The sequence below is a fragment of the Pseudomonas sp. IB20 genome (assembly GCF_009707325.1).
Lineage (GTDB): Bacteria > Pseudomonadota > Gammaproteobacteria > Pseudomonadales > Pseudomonadaceae > Aquipseudomonas.
This window is the reverse complement of sequence record NZ_CP046103.1, coordinates 3,984,159-3,998,745: the sequence shown is the minus strand read 5'-3', so window position 1 is coordinate 3,998,745 and position 14,587 is coordinate 3,984,159. Positions and strand designations below refer to the sequence as shown.

Annotated in this window: 14 protein-coding genes and 1 pseudogene; 9 read left to right on the top strand and 6 right to left on the bottom strand. The window is 61.0% G+C overall.

Going from position 1 to position 14,587, the window contains the following annotated elements:
• The 4 genes from GJU48_RS18635 to GJU48_RS18620 all read left to right on the top strand — a co-directional run bounded on the left by GJU48_RS18635 (window position 1) and on the right by GJU48_RS18620 (window position 3,520).
• Window positions 1-813, top strand: a complete 813-nt coding sequence (locus tag GJU48_RS18635; RefSeq protein ID WP_155296068.1) for a phosphate/phosphite/phosphonate ABC transporter substrate-binding protein — start codon at window positions 1-3, stop codon at window positions 811-813.
• A gap of 75 nt (window positions 814-888) precedes the next feature.
• On the top strand, window positions 889-1,512 hold the full coding sequence (locus GJU48_RS18630) for a sigma-70 family RNA polymerase sigma factor (protein WP_256671161.1): 624 nt from the start codon (window positions 889-891) through the stop codon (window positions 1,510-1,512).
• A gap of 72 nt (window positions 1,513-1,584) precedes the next feature.
• Window positions 1,585-2,598, top strand: coding sequence for an ABC transporter substrate-binding protein (locus GJU48_RS18625; RefSeq protein WP_094952584.1), 1,014 nt, complete (start codon window positions 1,585-1,587; stop codon window positions 2,596-2,598).
• Window positions 2,599-2,611: 13 nt separating this feature from the next.
• Entirely contained in the window at window positions 2,612-3,520 is a 909-nt protein-coding gene (locus GJU48_RS18620) for an aliphatic sulfonate ABC transporter substrate-binding protein (protein ID WP_155296067.1), read from the top strand.
• Window positions 3,521-3,902: 382 nt separating this feature from the next.
• Here GJU48_RS18620 and gstA read toward each other — a convergent pair whose 3' ends face one another.
• On the bottom strand, window positions 3,903-4,505 hold the full coding sequence (gene gstA, locus GJU48_RS18615) for a glutathione transferase GstA (RefSeq protein ID WP_094952582.1): 603 nt from the start codon (window positions 4,503-4,505) through the stop codon (window positions 3,903-3,905).
• Window positions 4,506-4,601: 96 nt separating this feature from the next.
• Here gstA and GJU48_RS18610 point away from each other — a divergent pair, with 96 nt between their 5' ends.
• The 3 genes and pseudogenes from GJU48_RS18610 (at window position 4,602) to GJU48_RS25765 (ending at window position 6,960) form a co-directional block, all read left to right on the top strand.
• A complete protein-coding gene (locus GJU48_RS18610) occupies window positions 4,602-5,471 on the top strand; it encodes a LysR family transcriptional regulator (protein ID WP_094952581.1) in 870 nt (289 codons plus the stop codon).
• Window positions 5,472-5,640: 169 nt separating this feature from the next.
• Window positions 5,641-6,369, top strand: a pseudogene (locus tag GJU48_RS25770) (PAS domain-containing protein); the annotation flags it as partial.
• Between the two features lie 18 nt (window positions 6,370-6,387).
• Window positions 6,388-6,960, top strand: coding sequence for a methyl-accepting chemotaxis protein (locus GJU48_RS25765; protein ID WP_371917704.1), 573 nt, complete (start codon window positions 6,388-6,390; stop codon window positions 6,958-6,960).
• Between the two features lie 118 nt (window positions 6,961-7,078).
• Here GJU48_RS25765 and GJU48_RS18600 read toward each other — a convergent pair whose 3' ends face one another.
• The 5 genes from GJU48_RS18600 to GJU48_RS18580 form a co-directional block, all read right to left on the bottom strand.
• A complete protein-coding gene (locus GJU48_RS18600; protein ID WP_094952578.1) occupies window positions 7,079-7,591 on the bottom strand; it encodes a hypothetical protein in 513 nt (170 codons plus the stop codon).
• Between the two features lie 133 nt (window positions 7,592-7,724).
• Complete coding sequence (locus GJU48_RS18595) at window positions 7,725-9,140, bottom strand: MFS transporter (protein ID WP_094952577.1); 1,416 nt, start codon at window positions 9,138-9,140, stop codon at window positions 7,725-7,727.
• A gap of 140 nt (window positions 9,141-9,280) precedes the next feature.
• Window positions 9,281-10,018 carry an NAD-dependent epimerase/dehydratase family protein gene (locus tag GJU48_RS18590; protein WP_094952576.1) on the bottom strand — a complete coding sequence of 246 codons (738 nt, stop codon included), beginning with the start codon at window positions 10,016-10,018 and terminating at the stop codon, window positions 9,281-9,283.
• A gap of 14 nt (window positions 10,019-10,032) precedes the next feature.
• A complete protein-coding gene (locus GJU48_RS18585; RefSeq protein WP_094952575.1) occupies window positions 10,033-10,665 on the bottom strand; it encodes a glutathione S-transferase family protein in 633 nt (210 codons plus the stop codon).
• A 577-nt stretch (window positions 10,666-11,242) separates the two neighbouring features.
• Window positions 11,243-12,274, bottom strand: a complete 1,032-nt coding sequence (locus tag GJU48_RS18580) for an HTH-type transcriptional regulator GntR (protein ID WP_176462984.1) — start codon at window positions 12,272-12,274, stop codon at window positions 11,243-11,245.
• 212 nt (window positions 12,275-12,486) lie between these two features.
• Here GJU48_RS18580 and GJU48_RS18575 point away from each other — a divergent pair, with 212 nt between their 5' ends.
• Window positions 12,487-13,020 carry a gluconokinase gene (locus GJU48_RS18575; RefSeq protein WP_094952573.1) on the top strand — a complete coding sequence of 178 codons (534 nt, stop codon included), beginning with the start codon at window positions 12,487-12,489 and terminating at the stop codon, window positions 13,018-13,020.
• 84 nt (window positions 13,021-13,104) lie between these two features.
• Window positions 13,105-14,457: a GntP family permease gene (locus tag GJU48_RS18570; protein ID WP_094952572.1), complete on the top strand. Its 1,353-nt coding sequence runs from the start codon at window positions 13,105-13,107 to the stop codon at window positions 14,455-14,457.
• Window positions 14,458-14,587 lie beyond the last annotated feature (130 nt).

The following is a 14,587-nucleotide window of genomic DNA, read 5'->3' as shown; positions in this document are numbered from 1 at the left end:
ATGAGTGATCACTATGCCGAGCTGTTGATGTACGTCGCGCCCGAAGCGGTGCAGCAAGCCAACCAGCAATGGCTGACGCGCATATTTGAGCGCCTGAACCTCAGTCGGCGCAACGCCGACCACCTCGACTTGCACAGCCTGTGGCGGGCGCCCGAACTGCTCGTCACGCAAACCTGCGGTTACCCGCTGATGACCCAACTGCGCGGCCAGGTGCGGGTGATCGGGCGCCCACGTTACGAGCTGGCCCACAGCAGCCACGGCGAACATTGCAGCCTGCTGCTGACCCGCGACGACAACCCGCGCACCGCCCTGGCGGACTTCTACAACAGCCGCGGCGTGATCAACGGCCACGACTCCAACAGCGGCATGAACCTGCTGCGCGAACGCCTCGCGCCGTTGCAGCGCGACGGCCGTTTCTTCACCCGTGTCGGCATCAGCGGCGCCCACCGCGAAAGCCTGCGTTGGCTGCGCGAAGACTGCGCCGACCTTGCCGCCATCGACAGCGTCACCTACGACTACCTCGCCCTTTTCGCCCCGCAGGAGGTGGCGGGGCTGCGCATCGTCACCCATAGCGCGCCAAGCCCGACCTTGCCCTACATCGGGCCGCTGCATCTGCGCGACGAACAGGTGGCGCAGATTCGTCAGGCGATGAACCTGGCGTTGCAGGACTTGCCGCAGGTCGTCGAAACGCTGGGTATTCAAGAAGTTTTATCCGCCAGCGAAGACGACTACCACGTGCTGTTGGGACCCCGCTTTCATACGCAGAGGGTTGGAACGATAAGTTATATAAAAATACCTTTTAGATATTATTAAAGAATAAGCAGCCTTGCTAGGATCGCTCCACCGGAACACCGGACATAACGCGCAACCTACTCAGATGGAGCCACTATGTCCGGCGCCGACACTTCACACTGCGATTACGTGGGCGGATTGTTCCGCAGTCATTACGACTGGCTGTGCAGCCGTTTGCACCGCCACTTGGATTCGCGTGCCCACGCCGAAGACATCGCCGCCGACGCCTTCGTCCAACTCCTGAGTTCGTCGGGTGTGACGCCGATCCGCCAACCCCGCGCCTTACTCACCACCATCGCCCAGCGCCTGATGTACCAGCTGTGGCGCCGCCGTGACCTGGAGCGCGCTTACCTCGACGCCCTGGGCAACGACGAAACCTGCACCGCGCCTTCGCTCGAAGACCTGGCGCAAATGCTCGAAGCCCTGCAGGCCATCGACCAGTTGCTCGACGGCTTGCCGGCCAAGGTCAAGGCGACCTTCCTGCTGTCGCAACTCAATGGCCTGACGTATCCCGAGATCGCTGCCGAACTGGGGATTTCCCAGCGCTCGGTCAGTGACTACATGGCCCGCGCGCTCAACCAAACCCGACGACTTCAACAGCCGCCGGCGCCGGGCCAGCAACACAGCTACCTGTCGCCGACCGCGCCGGAAGGGGCGTTCCACTGCACGCGGCCGCGTTCCACTGCACGCGGCTCAGTTATGACGTTCAACCGATCTTGACGACTGCGCAGATCGAATGTGGGAGCTGCCCACTTTGAATGTGTTGTGAATCGAATCTCCAAGAGGCTACTCATGAGAACACTAAAAAACCTGCTCGGTGGTTCGCTACTGGCACTCACCGCCCTGGCCCAGCCAGTCACCGCTGGTGAACCGGTCAAACCGATCCACTTCGGCGACATCACCTGGGAAAGCGGCAGCCTGATCACTGAAGTGCTGCGCCTGATCGTCGAGAAAGGCTACGGCCTGCCCACCGACACCTTGCCCGGCAGCACCGTGAGCCTGGAAGCCGCCCTGGCTAAGGACGACATCCAGGTGATCGGCGAAGAGTGGGCCGGGCGCAGTCCGGCGTGGGTCAAGGCTGAAAGCGAAGGCAAAGTGTTCGGTCTGGGCGACACGGTCAAAGGCGCCACCGAAGGCTGGTGGGTGCCGGAATACGTGATCAAGGGCGACGCCGAACGCGGCATCAAACCCCTGGCACCGGACCTCAAGTCGGTGGCCGACCTGGCGCGCTATAAAGATGTGTTCCGCGACCCCGAAGACCCGAGCCGTGGCCGCTTCCTCAACAGCCCCACCGGCTGGACCTCGGAAATCGTCAACAGCCAGAAGCTCAAGGCGTATGGCCTGACCGATACCTTCGTCAACTTCCGCACCGGCTCCGGCGCGGCGCTGGACGCCGAAGTGGCGTCGTCGATCCGACGTGGCAAACCGGTGTTGTTCTACTACTGGTCGCCGACCCCGCTGCTCGGGCGCTTCAAGCTGATCAAGCTAGAGGAGCCGCCGTTCAACGCACAAGCCTGGAAGACCCTGGCCGACGCCAACAACCCACACCCCATCGGCACCCGCTCGATGCCCGCGCACTTGGCGATTGGCGTGTCGGCGCCGTTCAAGGCGCAGTACCCGCAACTGGTGACGTTGTTTGAGAAAGTCGACCTGCCGATCGACCTGCTCAACGGCATCCTCGCGCAGATGAGCGAGAAACGTGAACAGCCACGCCAAGTGGCGCTGGCGTTCCTCAAAGAGCAACCGCAAGTCTGGCAACAATGGGTACCAGCGGACGTGGCGGCCAAGGTCAAGGCAAGCCTGTAGATCGTTCCCACGCGTGCTGGCTTCAGTTGTGTTGTCGGCAGCGGTTTTAGCCGCCGAACCTTCCACCTTGCGCATCGGCTATCAGAAAAGCTCGGTGAGCATGGTGCTGGCCCGTGAGCACAAGCTTTTCGAAGAGGCACTGCCCGGCACCCAAGTGCAATGGATTGAGTTTCTCGGCGGCCCGCCGCTGATCGAGGCGTTGAACGGCGGCAGCCTGGACATCGGCAATATCGGCGACATCCCGCCGATCTTCGCCCAGGCCGCCGGCATCGATTTGCAGTACTTCGCCGTCGAGCCCAACGAGGGTAAAACCGAAGCGGTGCTGGTGCCCAAGGCCAGCACGATTCAAAGCGTGGCCGAACTCAAGGGCAAGCGCGTGGCGCTGCTCAAGGGTTCCAGCGCGCACAACCTGTTCCTCAAAAGCCTGCTGCGCGCCGGTTTGCAATGGAAGGATGTGAACGTGGTGTACCTGTCGCCGTCCGACGGTCGCGCCGCGTTCGAACAAGGCAAGGTTGATGCCTGGGTGGTGTGGGACCCGTATTACTCCGCTGCCGTGGTCGACGGTTCCGCCCGTGTGCTAGGCGACGGCCAAGGCCTCAACCCGGCCGGCAGTTTCTTTGTGGTCAGCAGCCCGTTTGCCAAACAACACCCGCAGGCCGTCGGCGCGATTATCAAGACCCTCGCCAAGGCCCAGCGCCTGTCCCTGGACCAACCCGAGGACAGCATCGCACTGATGGCCAACACTTTGGGCCTGCCACCGGCCGTGGTCAAAAGCTACTTCGAACACCGCTCACCCGCACCGATTCGCCCACTGGAAGCCGTGGACATCGCCAACCAGCAACGCACCGCCGACCTGTTTTTTGCCAACGGCCTGATCCCCAAGAAGGTCGATGTGCAGCAGATCGTGCTCAAGGCCCCCTAAACCCTGCGGCCAGCGGGCTTCCTGCAACCCGCGGGCCTGTTGTGGCGAGCGGGCTCGCCACAGGAAGCCCGCTCGCCACAAAAACATCCGATTTTAATCAGTGAGCAGACAATGCAACCGATCTGAATCGACTTTCTCAACGGCCTGTACATCGGCGCGCTCCAGGCTTCCTGCAACCCGCGGGCCTGTTGTGGCGAGCGGGCTCGCCACAGGAAGCCCGCTCGCCACAAAAACATCCGATTTTAATCAGTGAGCAGACAATGCAACCGATCTGAATCGACTTTCTCAACGGCCTGTACATCGGCGCGCTCAACTTTTCCAACGACGAAATCCTCACCGCCATCGCAGGCAAGCCAGCTCCCACAGTGAATTGCATTTCAGGTCATGCGGCTTCGGCGGCCAATGCGGCGATCACAGCTTGCCGCTCACCCATCCGCTGCTCAAACGCCGCCAACGCTGGCCACTGCTGCAAATCAATCTCGTGAAACCCCGCCCAGCGCAGCACCACAAACAAATACGTATCCGCCACTGAATACTGCGCGCCGAGCAGATAATCCTGACGCTCCAACGTCTGCACCAGAATCGCAAACCGCTTGTACAACGTGGCCAGGAACATCGCCCGTACTTCACCCTGAATCGCACCATTAAAGAAAATCGCCAGCCCGCCATGAATCTCGCTGGCGATAAAGTTCAGCCATTCCTGCAAGCGCACACGCTCCCAGCTGCCATTGGCCGGGGCCAGGTGGGCGGCGGGCTGCAGGTCGGCCAGGTACTGCAGGATGGCGCTTGCCTCGGTCAGTACTTCGCCGTTGCCCAGTTGCAGCGCCGCGACGTAGCCTTTGGGGTTGATTTGTAGGAAGTCTTCGCCGCCGGCGAAGGTTTTGGCCTGGTTATTCACCCGCACCAGCTCGAACGGCAACGCCAATTCACGCAGCACGATATGCGGGGCGAGCGAACAGGCATTGGGGGAAAAATACAGTTTCATCTAAGGCCGCTCCGTTGGATTTGCGCCAGTCTCACGGGCATGGCACCTTGCGTAAAATTAAACCTTCAAACCCCATCCATAAGGACAGCTACTGCCATGATGAACCTGATGCACTGGCGTTTGTTGGTGGCTGTGGCCGATCACGGCAGCATCACGGCGGCTGCCGAACAGGTGGGCATGACCCAGTCCGCCGCGAGCCAGGCCATGGCGTCCATGGAGGCGACGCTGGGGGCGCAACTGTTCACTCGTGAGCCGCGCAAGACCTTGCCCACTGCGCTGGGGCTGAGTGTGATCGAGCAGGCGCGGGTGATGATGGGGGCGTTGCAAACCATTCGCACCACGGTGGATGAAGCGCGCCCGCTGCTGCGTGGGAGTATTCGCATCGCCAGTTTCCCGATGGTGTTGGCGACCGTTCTGACGCCGTTGTTGCAGCGTTTTCGTCAGTTGAACCCGGGTATCGAGGTCACCACCCTGGACGTCACGGACAGCGAAGTGCACACCTTGCTCGACGCCGGCCTGATCGACCTGGGCGTGGTGCTCAACCCCAAGCCCGAGCGCAACGCCACGGTATTGGGTCGCGGCCTGTGGATGGCGGTGTTGCCGACCCACCATCCACTGGCGCAGCGTGCGGCCGATGCCAGCGTGTCGCTTGAGGAATTGCTCGAACAACCCTTCGTGCTCGCCACCGGTGGCTGTACCGCCAATGCCCGCAGCCTGGCTGTAGACGCCGGGCTGAGCCTGCGCGACATCCGCGTGGAAGTGCGCGAATGGAACAGCGCCTACAGCCTCGTGCGCGAAGGCGTCGGCGTCACCCTAGTGCCTGAAATGGCCTTGCCGGCCCAGCGCAACGGCCTGCGCGTGATGCCGCTTACGGTCCCGCTGTACCGTGAGTTTGCCTTAGTCGGTTCACCAGCCCTTCCGACCTCGGCTGCCGTCAGCGCATTGTTAAAAATGCTGGCTGAATAATGGCCTTGCATAGCGCCAAGCCGAGTCTATGCTCACCCAGAACCGTTGATGACGTTTGGCATATATAGCGTTTTGGATGGTTTTTTCCCTATGAAGGTGTGCCAGCAATAGCCAACTGAAGAATGGAATGCGCCTTCCACGGGCGCCGGGAATCTAGGGTGATCTGACCATGTTCAACCGCCACCACCAATCCGACCTGCAAGAAATCGAACGTTTCTCCTGTGCCCTCACCGAAGCTAACGCCAAACTCGCCGCCATCAGCCGCTCCATGGCGATGATCGAGTTCGACGGCAATGGCGTGATCCTCGACGCCAACCCCAATTTTTGCAAAACCATGGGCTACACCGTCGAGGAGATTCGCGGCAAACATCACCGGCTCTTTTGCGAAGAGGCCTACACCCACACCGAGGCCTACACCAAACTCTGGCGCGACCTGGCGCGGGGCGAAGCCCTCAGCGGCACGTTCATGCGCCTGAACAAGCGCGGCGAAGAGGTGTGGCTCGAGGCCAGTTACATGCCGGTGCTGGACAGCAGCAATCAGGTGCAGAGCGTGATCAAGGTGGCGTCGGATATTTCCGCACGGGTCCACCGTGAACACGAGAACCAGAGCCTGATCGATGCCATCAGCCGCTCCATGGCGGTGATTGAGTTCACGCCCCAAGGCCAGATCCTCAATGCCAACGACAACTTCCTGCGCACCGTGCAGTATTCACGTGAAGAAATCATCGGCCAGCACCACAGCATGTTCTGCCATCGCGGCGAAGTGGAATCCCCAGCGTACAAGGCCTTTTGGGCCTCGCTCAATCGCGGCGAATATCACTCCCATCGCTTTGAACGCAAAAACAAATACGGCAAAACCCTTTTTCTGGAAGCCTCCTACAACCCGATCTTCGACGCCAACGGGCGCCTGTACAAAGTGGTGAAGTTTGCCAGCGACATCACCGAGCAGGTCACCACCCTGCGCACCGCCGCCGATTCGGCCCACGCCACGTCGGTACAAAACGACGCCTGTGCACGCAAAGGTTCGCAGGTGGTGCAGCAAACCGTGCAAATCATCGAAGCCATTTCCAACGACTTGAACCAGGCGGCCCAGAGCATCGATGCGGTGAACAAACAGTCGGACATCATTGGCTCCATCGTGCAGACCATCCGCAGCATTGCCGAACAAACCAACATGCTCGCGCTCAACGCAGCGATTGAAGCGGCGCGGGCCGGCGAGCATGGGCGCGGCTTCGCGGTAGTGGCCGACGAAGTGCGCAGCCTCGCGGCACGTACCAGCCAGGCGACGGTGGAAATTGTTGATGTCGTGCGCAAGAACCACGACCTGTCGCTGAGTGCGGTGTCGAGCATGCAGTCGAGCCTGAGTCGCACGGGGCTGGGGGTTGAACTGGCGAATGAAGCGGGGCAGGTGATCCTGGAGATTCAGGAAGGCTCACGGCATGTGGTGGATGCGATCAGCCAGTTCAACTCGACGTTGCAGCTGCAGTAAACGTCTTGGCGCTCGCTGTCGGCCCTGGGCCGGCAGCGAGCTTTGCGATTTACCCAAGGCGAAGGTTACTTGCGCAAGGAGGGGAGCAGAGTTGCTCCCCTCCTCAAAAGCTACGTAGTCAGATCGCAGCCAAGGTCTCTTTCACGCTCTGTGCCTGCGGGTCAGCGGTCTTCGCCGCGACTTGCTGCTCTTGCTGCTGCTTCATGCGCTCAGCCACTTGCTTGGCAATTGCGTCCTGTTTTTCCTGTGGCATGGCTTGCACCTCTGCCTCAGTCAAACCCTGCTCCTTGAGCAGCTGTTCGCGAATGCGTTCGGCCGGGGTTTTGCTCATGTAGTCGGTGAAGTCGGCACGCGCGGTGCTGGTGCTCGAGCCGGCCGCCGGCACATCCGTCGACGCCGTAGGGGCGGCGGTGGTGGCTTGCAACTGCACACGGGTCTTGGCGAAGGCTTCGTCGATACGGTCGTTGGCCTTGTCCAGGTCCTTCTGCGCAGTCGGCACGGTCACGCTCTGCTGCGCGGCTTGCACGGCACCGCTGTACAGCGCGCTGGCGGCTGCGTTGGCGGGGTCCATGTCGGGGCGCTTGAGCTGTTGCACGGTCGACACAGCTTGAGTGTTGTTGTTAACCAGCATGATCGGTTACCTGTGGATATGTTCGGTGCCACAGGTGGAGCAAATAGTGTGCCGGAGGCGATGCCCCCGGTTTTATTGGAGAGGGTGCGGCCGTCGCGGCAAACATTGTCCAGCTCGCGGCCAAGCGTTGCCGTCAGTGCGCAATATTCTCCAACGCCAAATTGCGCGTACGCGGCCCCAACCAACTGATGGTGATCATCACGATCAACATGCTGCTGGCAATAAACGCGAGCACCCCAGGCGTGCCCAAGTGTTCGAGGATAAAGCCGATCAACAAACTGCTGAACACCGTGGACAAGCGGCTGAACGAATAGCAGAACCCCACTGCCCGCGCGCGGATGTTGGTCGGGAACAGTTCGCTTTGGTAGGCGTGATAGCTGAAGCTCAGCCAGGCGTTGCAGAAGGTGATCATCACCCCGCAGATCACCAGCCCCAGCGCTGTGGTTTGCAGGGCGAACAGGCTGCCGAAGATCATCGCGCCCATGGCCGAGCCGACGATTTGCCATTTGTTTTCAAAGCGGTTGGCTACCTTCACAAACAGCAACGGCCCCAGCGGGTAGGCGAGGGTGATGATAAAGGCGTACATCAAGCTGTGGGTCACGCTCACGCCCTGGCCCGACAGCAACGCTGGCAACCAATTGCCAAAGCCGAAAAAGCCGATGGCCTGGAACACGTGGAACACAATCAGCATCAACGCCCGGCGCCGGTACGGCGGTTGCCAGATATCGGCAAAGCGGCCGTTGCCTTGCACGCTGACGGCTTGCGGCTCCGGTTCATCCAGCGGTTTGCCGTGGTCTTTCTGGCAGCGCGCCTCCAGGCTGTCCATGATCTGCCCGGCTTCGTCAAAGCGGCCTTTCTGTGCGAGCCAGCGCGGTGATTCTGGCAGGCGTTTGCGCAGTTGCCAGATAAACAGCGCAAACACCGCGCTGCTCAACACCACCCAGCGCCAGCCGGAGATGCCAAACGGCGCCTGGGGCACCAGCCACCACGACATCAACGCCACCGCCGGCACCGACAGAAACTGGATAAAAAACGCAAAGGCAAACGCCGAGCTGCGCATGCGTTTGGGCACCAGTTCCGAGAGGTAGGCGTCGATGGTCACGAGCTCAATCCCTAAGCCAATGCCCACCAGAAAGCGCATGCCGATGATGCCCAGGGCGGACGTCTGAATGCCCATCAACACCGTGGCGATCGTGTACCAGATCAGCGCGAAGGTGAAGATTGCCCGGCGCCCGAAACGGTCGGCGATGGGGCTGAGCAGGCTGGCGCCGAGGAACAGGCCCAGGAAGGTCGCCGAGGCAAACGCTGCCTGGTCGGAGAAGCCGAATACGCCTTCGCTGCCGGTGTGGAAAATCCCGTCGCTGATCAAGCCGGGGCTGATGTAGGCGGTCTGGAACAGGTCATACAGCTCAAAAAAACCGCCAATCGACAGCAACGCCACCAGGCGCCAGACGGTGGCGACGGCGGGCAGGCGGTCAATGCGCGCGCTGATATGAGCGGCACGGATTGGGTCGATGCTGTCCGTGGCTGAGGCAGTGAGTGTCGACATGGGGTGGATTCCAGGAGCAGTGACCTGGAATCTTAGCGGGCTAACGGAAATCGGCGCTTGTGAAATTACGTGCGGCAGGCCTCACATTCGCTGATTTATTGCGCCAGGGTGTCAGGTTTAAAGGTTTTATGGCGCGGGGCTCAATAAGTGATGGGGATCTCGAAGGTCTGGAACGCGTCATCCACTGGCTGGTAACCCAACACCCGTGTGGTCTCACTCAAGTCCAGGCGCTTGAAGCGGTTATTGGAAATGCCATGGGCGATCAGGTGCTTCACGCCCTCGGCCTCTACCGAGCGTTGCAGCAGTTGCACGGCGTCACGCGGGCTGAGCCAGGCGCTGAGGTCGCGGGCGTTGTTCAGGTCATGGGTTTCAGGGGATTCGAACGCGCCGATGCGCAGGGCAATGGTCGAGAGGGGCGTCTTGGCTGCGTAATAGCCGCACAGCGCTTCGCCGTAGCATTTGCTCACGCCATACAGGTTGGCGGGCAATACCGGCATGCCGGGGGTGATCTGCCGGTCCACGGGGTAGCCTTCGATGGTTTGCGCACTGCTAGCGAATACCAGGCGTTTAACCCCGGCGGCCACGGCGGCTTCGAACAAGTAGGTGGTGGCGAGGATGTTGTTCGGCAGTAACTCATCGAATGAAGCGCTGGCGTGGGGGATGCCCGACAGGTGCACGATCACATCGATGCCGTCGAGCAGGGCGGCCAAGCTGGACTTGTCGCTGAGGTCGGCGTGCACAAAACGGTGCTCGCCCAGGTCGAAATCCGGCGCGATGCGGTCAGTGAGGGTGAAGCGGTAGCGGTTTTTCGAGGCTTCGAAAAACGTCTTGCCGATTCTGCCGCAGGCGCCGGTGAGCAGTACGTTGAGTCCTTTCACGAAGTGTCCTTGTGTTAGTTATGACCGTCGAGGGCAAAGGTCTTGAAGCCTGGACGCTGGCTGAGGCGTTGGTAGTACGCCGCAATGGCGGGGTAGGGCGGGCGCGCCATGGGCGTGTTCTGCCAGCGGTGCACCGAGAGGCCGATGAGGATATCGGCGAGGGTGAATTCATCGCCGGCCACATAGGCGCAGGTTTCAGCCAGCTGTTGCTCCAGCAGGCCCATCTTGTCATTCCACCGGTGTACCGCGGCGGCAATCTGCGCAGCGTCCAGGCCGTCCGGGTTGTTGCGCACCAGCGCGGTAAAGGCATCGCCCCAGGCGCGGTTGAGTTCCACGGCTTGCCAGTCCACCCATTGCTCGATGCGCGCACGGGGCGCGGGTTCGACGGGTAGCAGGTCCGTGCGTTGGTAAAGGCCGATCAGGTAGCGACAGATGGTGTTGGATTCCCACAGCACGCCATGGTCGTCGATCAGCACCGGCACTTGGGCGTTGGGGTTCAGAGCGAGAAACTCGGCAGACTGGGTGGGCTTGAAGCCGATGCCCCAGTCTTCGCGCACGTAGTCGATGCCCAGTTCCTGGCAGGTCCAGAGCACTTTGCGCACGTTGATGGAGGAGGTGCGGCCTAAGATTTTCAGTGAGTGTCCCATGGTGCTTCCCTGACGATGGAGATGACCAATCTAGCAGGGGTCGGGAACGACAGCGAGGGCGAGAAGTGCACAGGGGCCAAATGTGGGAGCGGGCTTGCTCGCGAATGCGGTGGGTCAGTTAGCCCATCTGTAGCTGACCCGCCGCCATCGCAGGCAAGCCAACTCCCACATTTTTGACCGAGTAGGGCTTGTGTTTGCTGGTCCACTCTGAGGCGCCCCGTTAACCACGATGGCCGAACGCAGGCTTTGGAGCGTGGGTAAACCGGCAGGACGCCGGGTTAGCCGCGATGGGCCAAGGATGGCCCATGGCGGCGGCCCACGGTCCAAAGCCTGCGTGAGGGCACACCGAGCCTAGGCGAGGTGCCGAGTGGTGGGGCAAGAGCGTTTTGGTTACTTTTGCGCTCTTTCAAAAGTGACCCGCTGTAAGAGCGGAACCAATAGAGGCCATGGCCCAAATAACGGATATGCACCCAGCGCCCCCGCGACAACCAAACAGCGGACGCTCTGCGTCCAAAGCATGACGCAGAGCGTCACAAGAGGCATTCCCACGCAGAGCGTGGGAACGATCAGGCCGCGCTCAGGTGCTTTCGCGCACCTGCAACTCAAACCCCATATCCACCACCGGCTTGGCAATCTTGTTGCCCGCCATGATGGTCAGCAAATGCTCCGCCGACCGCCGCCCAATCGCTTCACGCGGTGTGCTGATGCTGCTCAAGCGCGGCACCATGAACGACGACGCCGGCAAGTCGTTAAAGCCCAGCACCGCTACGCGCTCCGGCACGTTGATACCGTGGCGCATGGCTTCCAGCAGCGCACCTTGGGCCAAGTCGTCGTTGCCAAAGAAGATCGCATCCACATCCGGATGGCTGGCCAGCAACTGCAAAAACAACTCGCCACCCAAGCCCACAGAGGAGGGGCGCGGCGTCAGCAATTCCAGCGCCGGGTCATACAAGCCCGCCTGTTGCAGCGCGCGGCGAAAACCTTCACCGCGCAGCAACGTGCGTTGGTCCAACTGCGCGCCGATATACGCCAGGCGCTTGCGCCCACGTGAGATCAAATGTGCCGCTGCCGTTTCACCCGCACTCAGCTGCGAGAACCCTACGCAGTTCACGCCGGCATTCGGGTCCAGGTCCATCATGTACACACACGGCACATTGCTGGCCTCGACCATCCGTCGCGCGCTTTCAGTGCGGTCAAACCCGGTCAGCAGCAAACCGCGTGGCTGGTAGGCCATGTAGTTGCGCAGCAGGTTCTCTTCTTCGTCGCGTGAATAGTGGGAGTTGCCGATCAGTACTTCAAAGCCCTTGGGTCGCAGCACCTGGTGGATGGCTTCGAGGGTTTCGATAAACAGCAGGTTGGACAGCGACGGCACGATGACCACCACTGAATGGCTCTGCGCCGAGGCCAAGGCGCGGGCGGCGGGGTTGACCACGTAGTTGAGTTCGGCGGCGGCCAGTTGCACTTTTTTCACCAGTTCGGTGGCGACCGTGCTGACGCCACGCAAGGCGCGGGACGCGGTAATAGGGCTGACGCCGGCCAGGCGGGCGACTTCATTCAAGGTCGGACGACCGGTGGTGCGGGTATTTTTATCGTTCTTGGAGGTCATCAGGCGGTTGCCAAACAAAAATCGAGGCACTAAGGTAGCGCTGTCTCCAAAAGGCTGCAAATGCTTGAACACAGGGTTGCCTGATCCGGTTCAACGGTTTTGGAGAGGATGCACGCGTCACTCCATAAAAATGACAAGTCGGCGCGGGAAAAGCCTGTTTTTGCACTAGCCTTACAGCGTGCAAAGGTAGCGCTATCTGCGTCCTGAGGTGTTTCATGAGTCAACCTGTTACCGCCCTGGTCATCATGGGTGTTTCCGGCTGTGGCAAGTCCAGCGTCAGCGAAGCCTTGTGCCGCCTGAACGGCGCCACCGCCATTGAAGGCGACAGCTTTCACCCTGCCGCGAACATCGAGAAGATGAGCGCCGGCCACCCCCTCAACGACGACGACCGCGCCGGCTGGCTCGACATCCTGTGCGATGAACTGCGCCGCGCGCTCAAAGCCGGCGAGCATCCGGTGCTCACCTGTTCGGCCCTGAAGAAAAAATACCGTGACCACCTGCGCGAAGCCGCGCCGGGCCTGGGCTTTGTGTTCCTGGAGCTGACCCGCGCCGTGGCCGCCGACCGCGTGTCCCATCGCCCCGGTCATTTCATGCCCGCCAGCCTGATCGACAGCCAGTTCGCCACCCTTGAATCGCCCGTGGGCGAGCCGCTGACCCTGGCGTTAAACGCCAGCGAAGACAGCATCGAGGACCTGGCCGAGCAAACCAATGCCTGGTGGCTGCAGCACGGCTTTGAACCAACCCATTAATTTTTTGCCGGAAAAGATAGCGCTATCCCCGGCGAAAGATTCAACACCGGCTTTAATAACAACAACAAACAGGAGAGACCCCCCATGTTTGGCATGTCCCACGAGTCCTACCTGCTGCTAGATGCAGTGGTCACAATCATCGGGCTGATCGTACTGATCACCAAGTTCAAGGTGCACCCGTTCATTGCACTGATCATCGCGGCCGGCTTCCTCGGCCTGACCTCGGGCATGCCCGTGGACAAGATCATCAAGGCGTTCCAAGACGGCTTCGGCGGGGTGCTCGGCTTTGTCGGCATCATCCTCGCGCTGGGCACGATGCTCGGCAAGATGATGGCTGAATCCGGCGGTGCCGATCAGATCGCCCAGACCTTGATCCGCGCCTTCGGCAAAGACAAAGTGCAATGGGCCATGATGTTCGCCGCGTTCCTGGTGGGCATCCCGCTGTTCTTCGAAATCGGCTTTGTGCTGTTGATCCCGCTGGTGTTTATCGTCGCGCTCCGCACCGGCGTGTCGCTGATCAAGATCGGCATCCCGCTGCTCGCTGGCCTGTCGGCGGTGCACGGCCTGGTGCCACCGCACCCGGGCCCGTTGCTGGCTATCGGCGTGTTTGGCGCGGACATCGGCAAGACCATCCTGTACGGCCTGATCGTCGCATTGCCGACCGCCATCATTGCCGGCCCGATCTTCGGTACGTTTATCGCCAAGTACATTCCGGGCAACCCGTCCCAGGAACTGGTCGACCAACTGGCCCGCGAGCCGGAATCCAAAGACCTGCCGAGCTTCAGCATTACCCTGATCACCGTGCTGCTGCCGGTGTTCCTGATGCTGCTCAAAACCTTTGCTGACGTCGCGCTGCCGGACGGCCACGCCATCCGTAACTGGATGGACATGATCGGCCATCCGATCACTGCGCTGCTGCTGGCATTGCTGCTGTCGCTGTACACCTTTGGCCATCGCCAAGGCATTCATTCCAAGCAAATCCTCAAGCTGCTCGACGCCAGCCTCGCGCCGACCGCGGCGATCATCCTGATCATCGGCGCCGGTGGTGGTTTCAAGCAGATGCTCGTGACTAGCGGCGTAGGTGATGTGATCGGCCATATGGCCGTGAACGCGCAGATCAACCCGATCCTGCTGGCGTGGCTGGTGGCGGCGGTGATTCGCGTGGCCACCGGTTCCGCGACCGTGGCGACCATTACTGGCGCAGGCATTGTAGTGCCGGTGGTAGGGATGATTCCGGGTGTGAACCTTGAGCTGCTGGTGTTGGCGACGGGGGCGGGTTCGTTGGTGTTGTCTCACGTCAACGATGCGGGGTTCTGGCTGGTGAAGCAGTACTTCAACATGACCGTGCTCGAGACGTTCAAAACCTGGACGGCGATGGAGACCATCCTGTCGGTGGTGGCGCTGATCTTTATCATGCTGCTGTCGTTGGTGGTGTAAGCCAGCGGCGCTGACCTCTCGTCGGAACTGTCAACGTTGACAGGTAGTTTGAATGAGCGCCTGTTGCTAGAAAACTCAGTATTTATGATTGATCAATAGCACCCGCTATTGACCCCTGAGGCAGGAGCGA

Bases quoted from the DNA above. Each gene is read 5' to 3' on its own strand.
- GJU48_RS18595 (WP_094952577.1), bottom strand. From the start codon at position 9,140: ATGTCGACACTCACTGCCTCAGCCACGGACAGCATCGACCCAATCCGT.
- GJU48_RS18635 (WP_155296068.1), top strand. From the start codon at position 1: ATGAGTGATCACTATGCCGAGCTGTTGATGTACGTCGCGCCCGAAGCG.
- GJU48_RS18630 (WP_256671161.1), top strand. From the start codon at position 889: ATGTCCGGCGCCGACACTTCACACTGCGATTACGTGGGCGGATTGTTC.
- GJU48_RS18585 (WP_094952575.1), bottom strand. From the start codon at position 10,665: ATGGGACACTCACTGAAAATCTTAGGCCGCACCTCCTCCATCAACGTG.
- GJU48_RS18600 (WP_094952578.1), bottom strand. From the start codon at position 7,591: ATGCTGGTTAACAACAACACTCAAGCTGTGTCGACCGTGCAACAGCTC.
- GJU48_RS18575 (WP_094952573.1), top strand. From the start codon at position 12,487: ATGAGTCAACCTGTTACCGCCCTGGTCATCATGGGTGTTTCCGGCTGT.
- GJU48_RS18625 (WP_094952584.1), top strand. From the start codon at position 1,585: ATGAGAACACTAAAAAACCTGCTCGGTGGTTCGCTACTGGCACTCACC.
- GJU48_RS18570 (WP_094952572.1), top strand. From the start codon at position 13,105: ATGTTTGGCATGTCCCACGAGTCCTACCTGCTGCTAGATGCAGTGGTC.
- GJU48_RS18610 (WP_094952581.1), top strand. From the start codon at position 4,602: ATGATGAACCTGATGCACTGGCGTTTGTTGGTGGCTGTGGCCGATCAC.
- gstA (WP_094952582.1), bottom strand. From the start codon at position 4,505: ATGAAACTGTATTTTTCCCCCAATGCCTGTTCGCTCGCCCCGCATATC.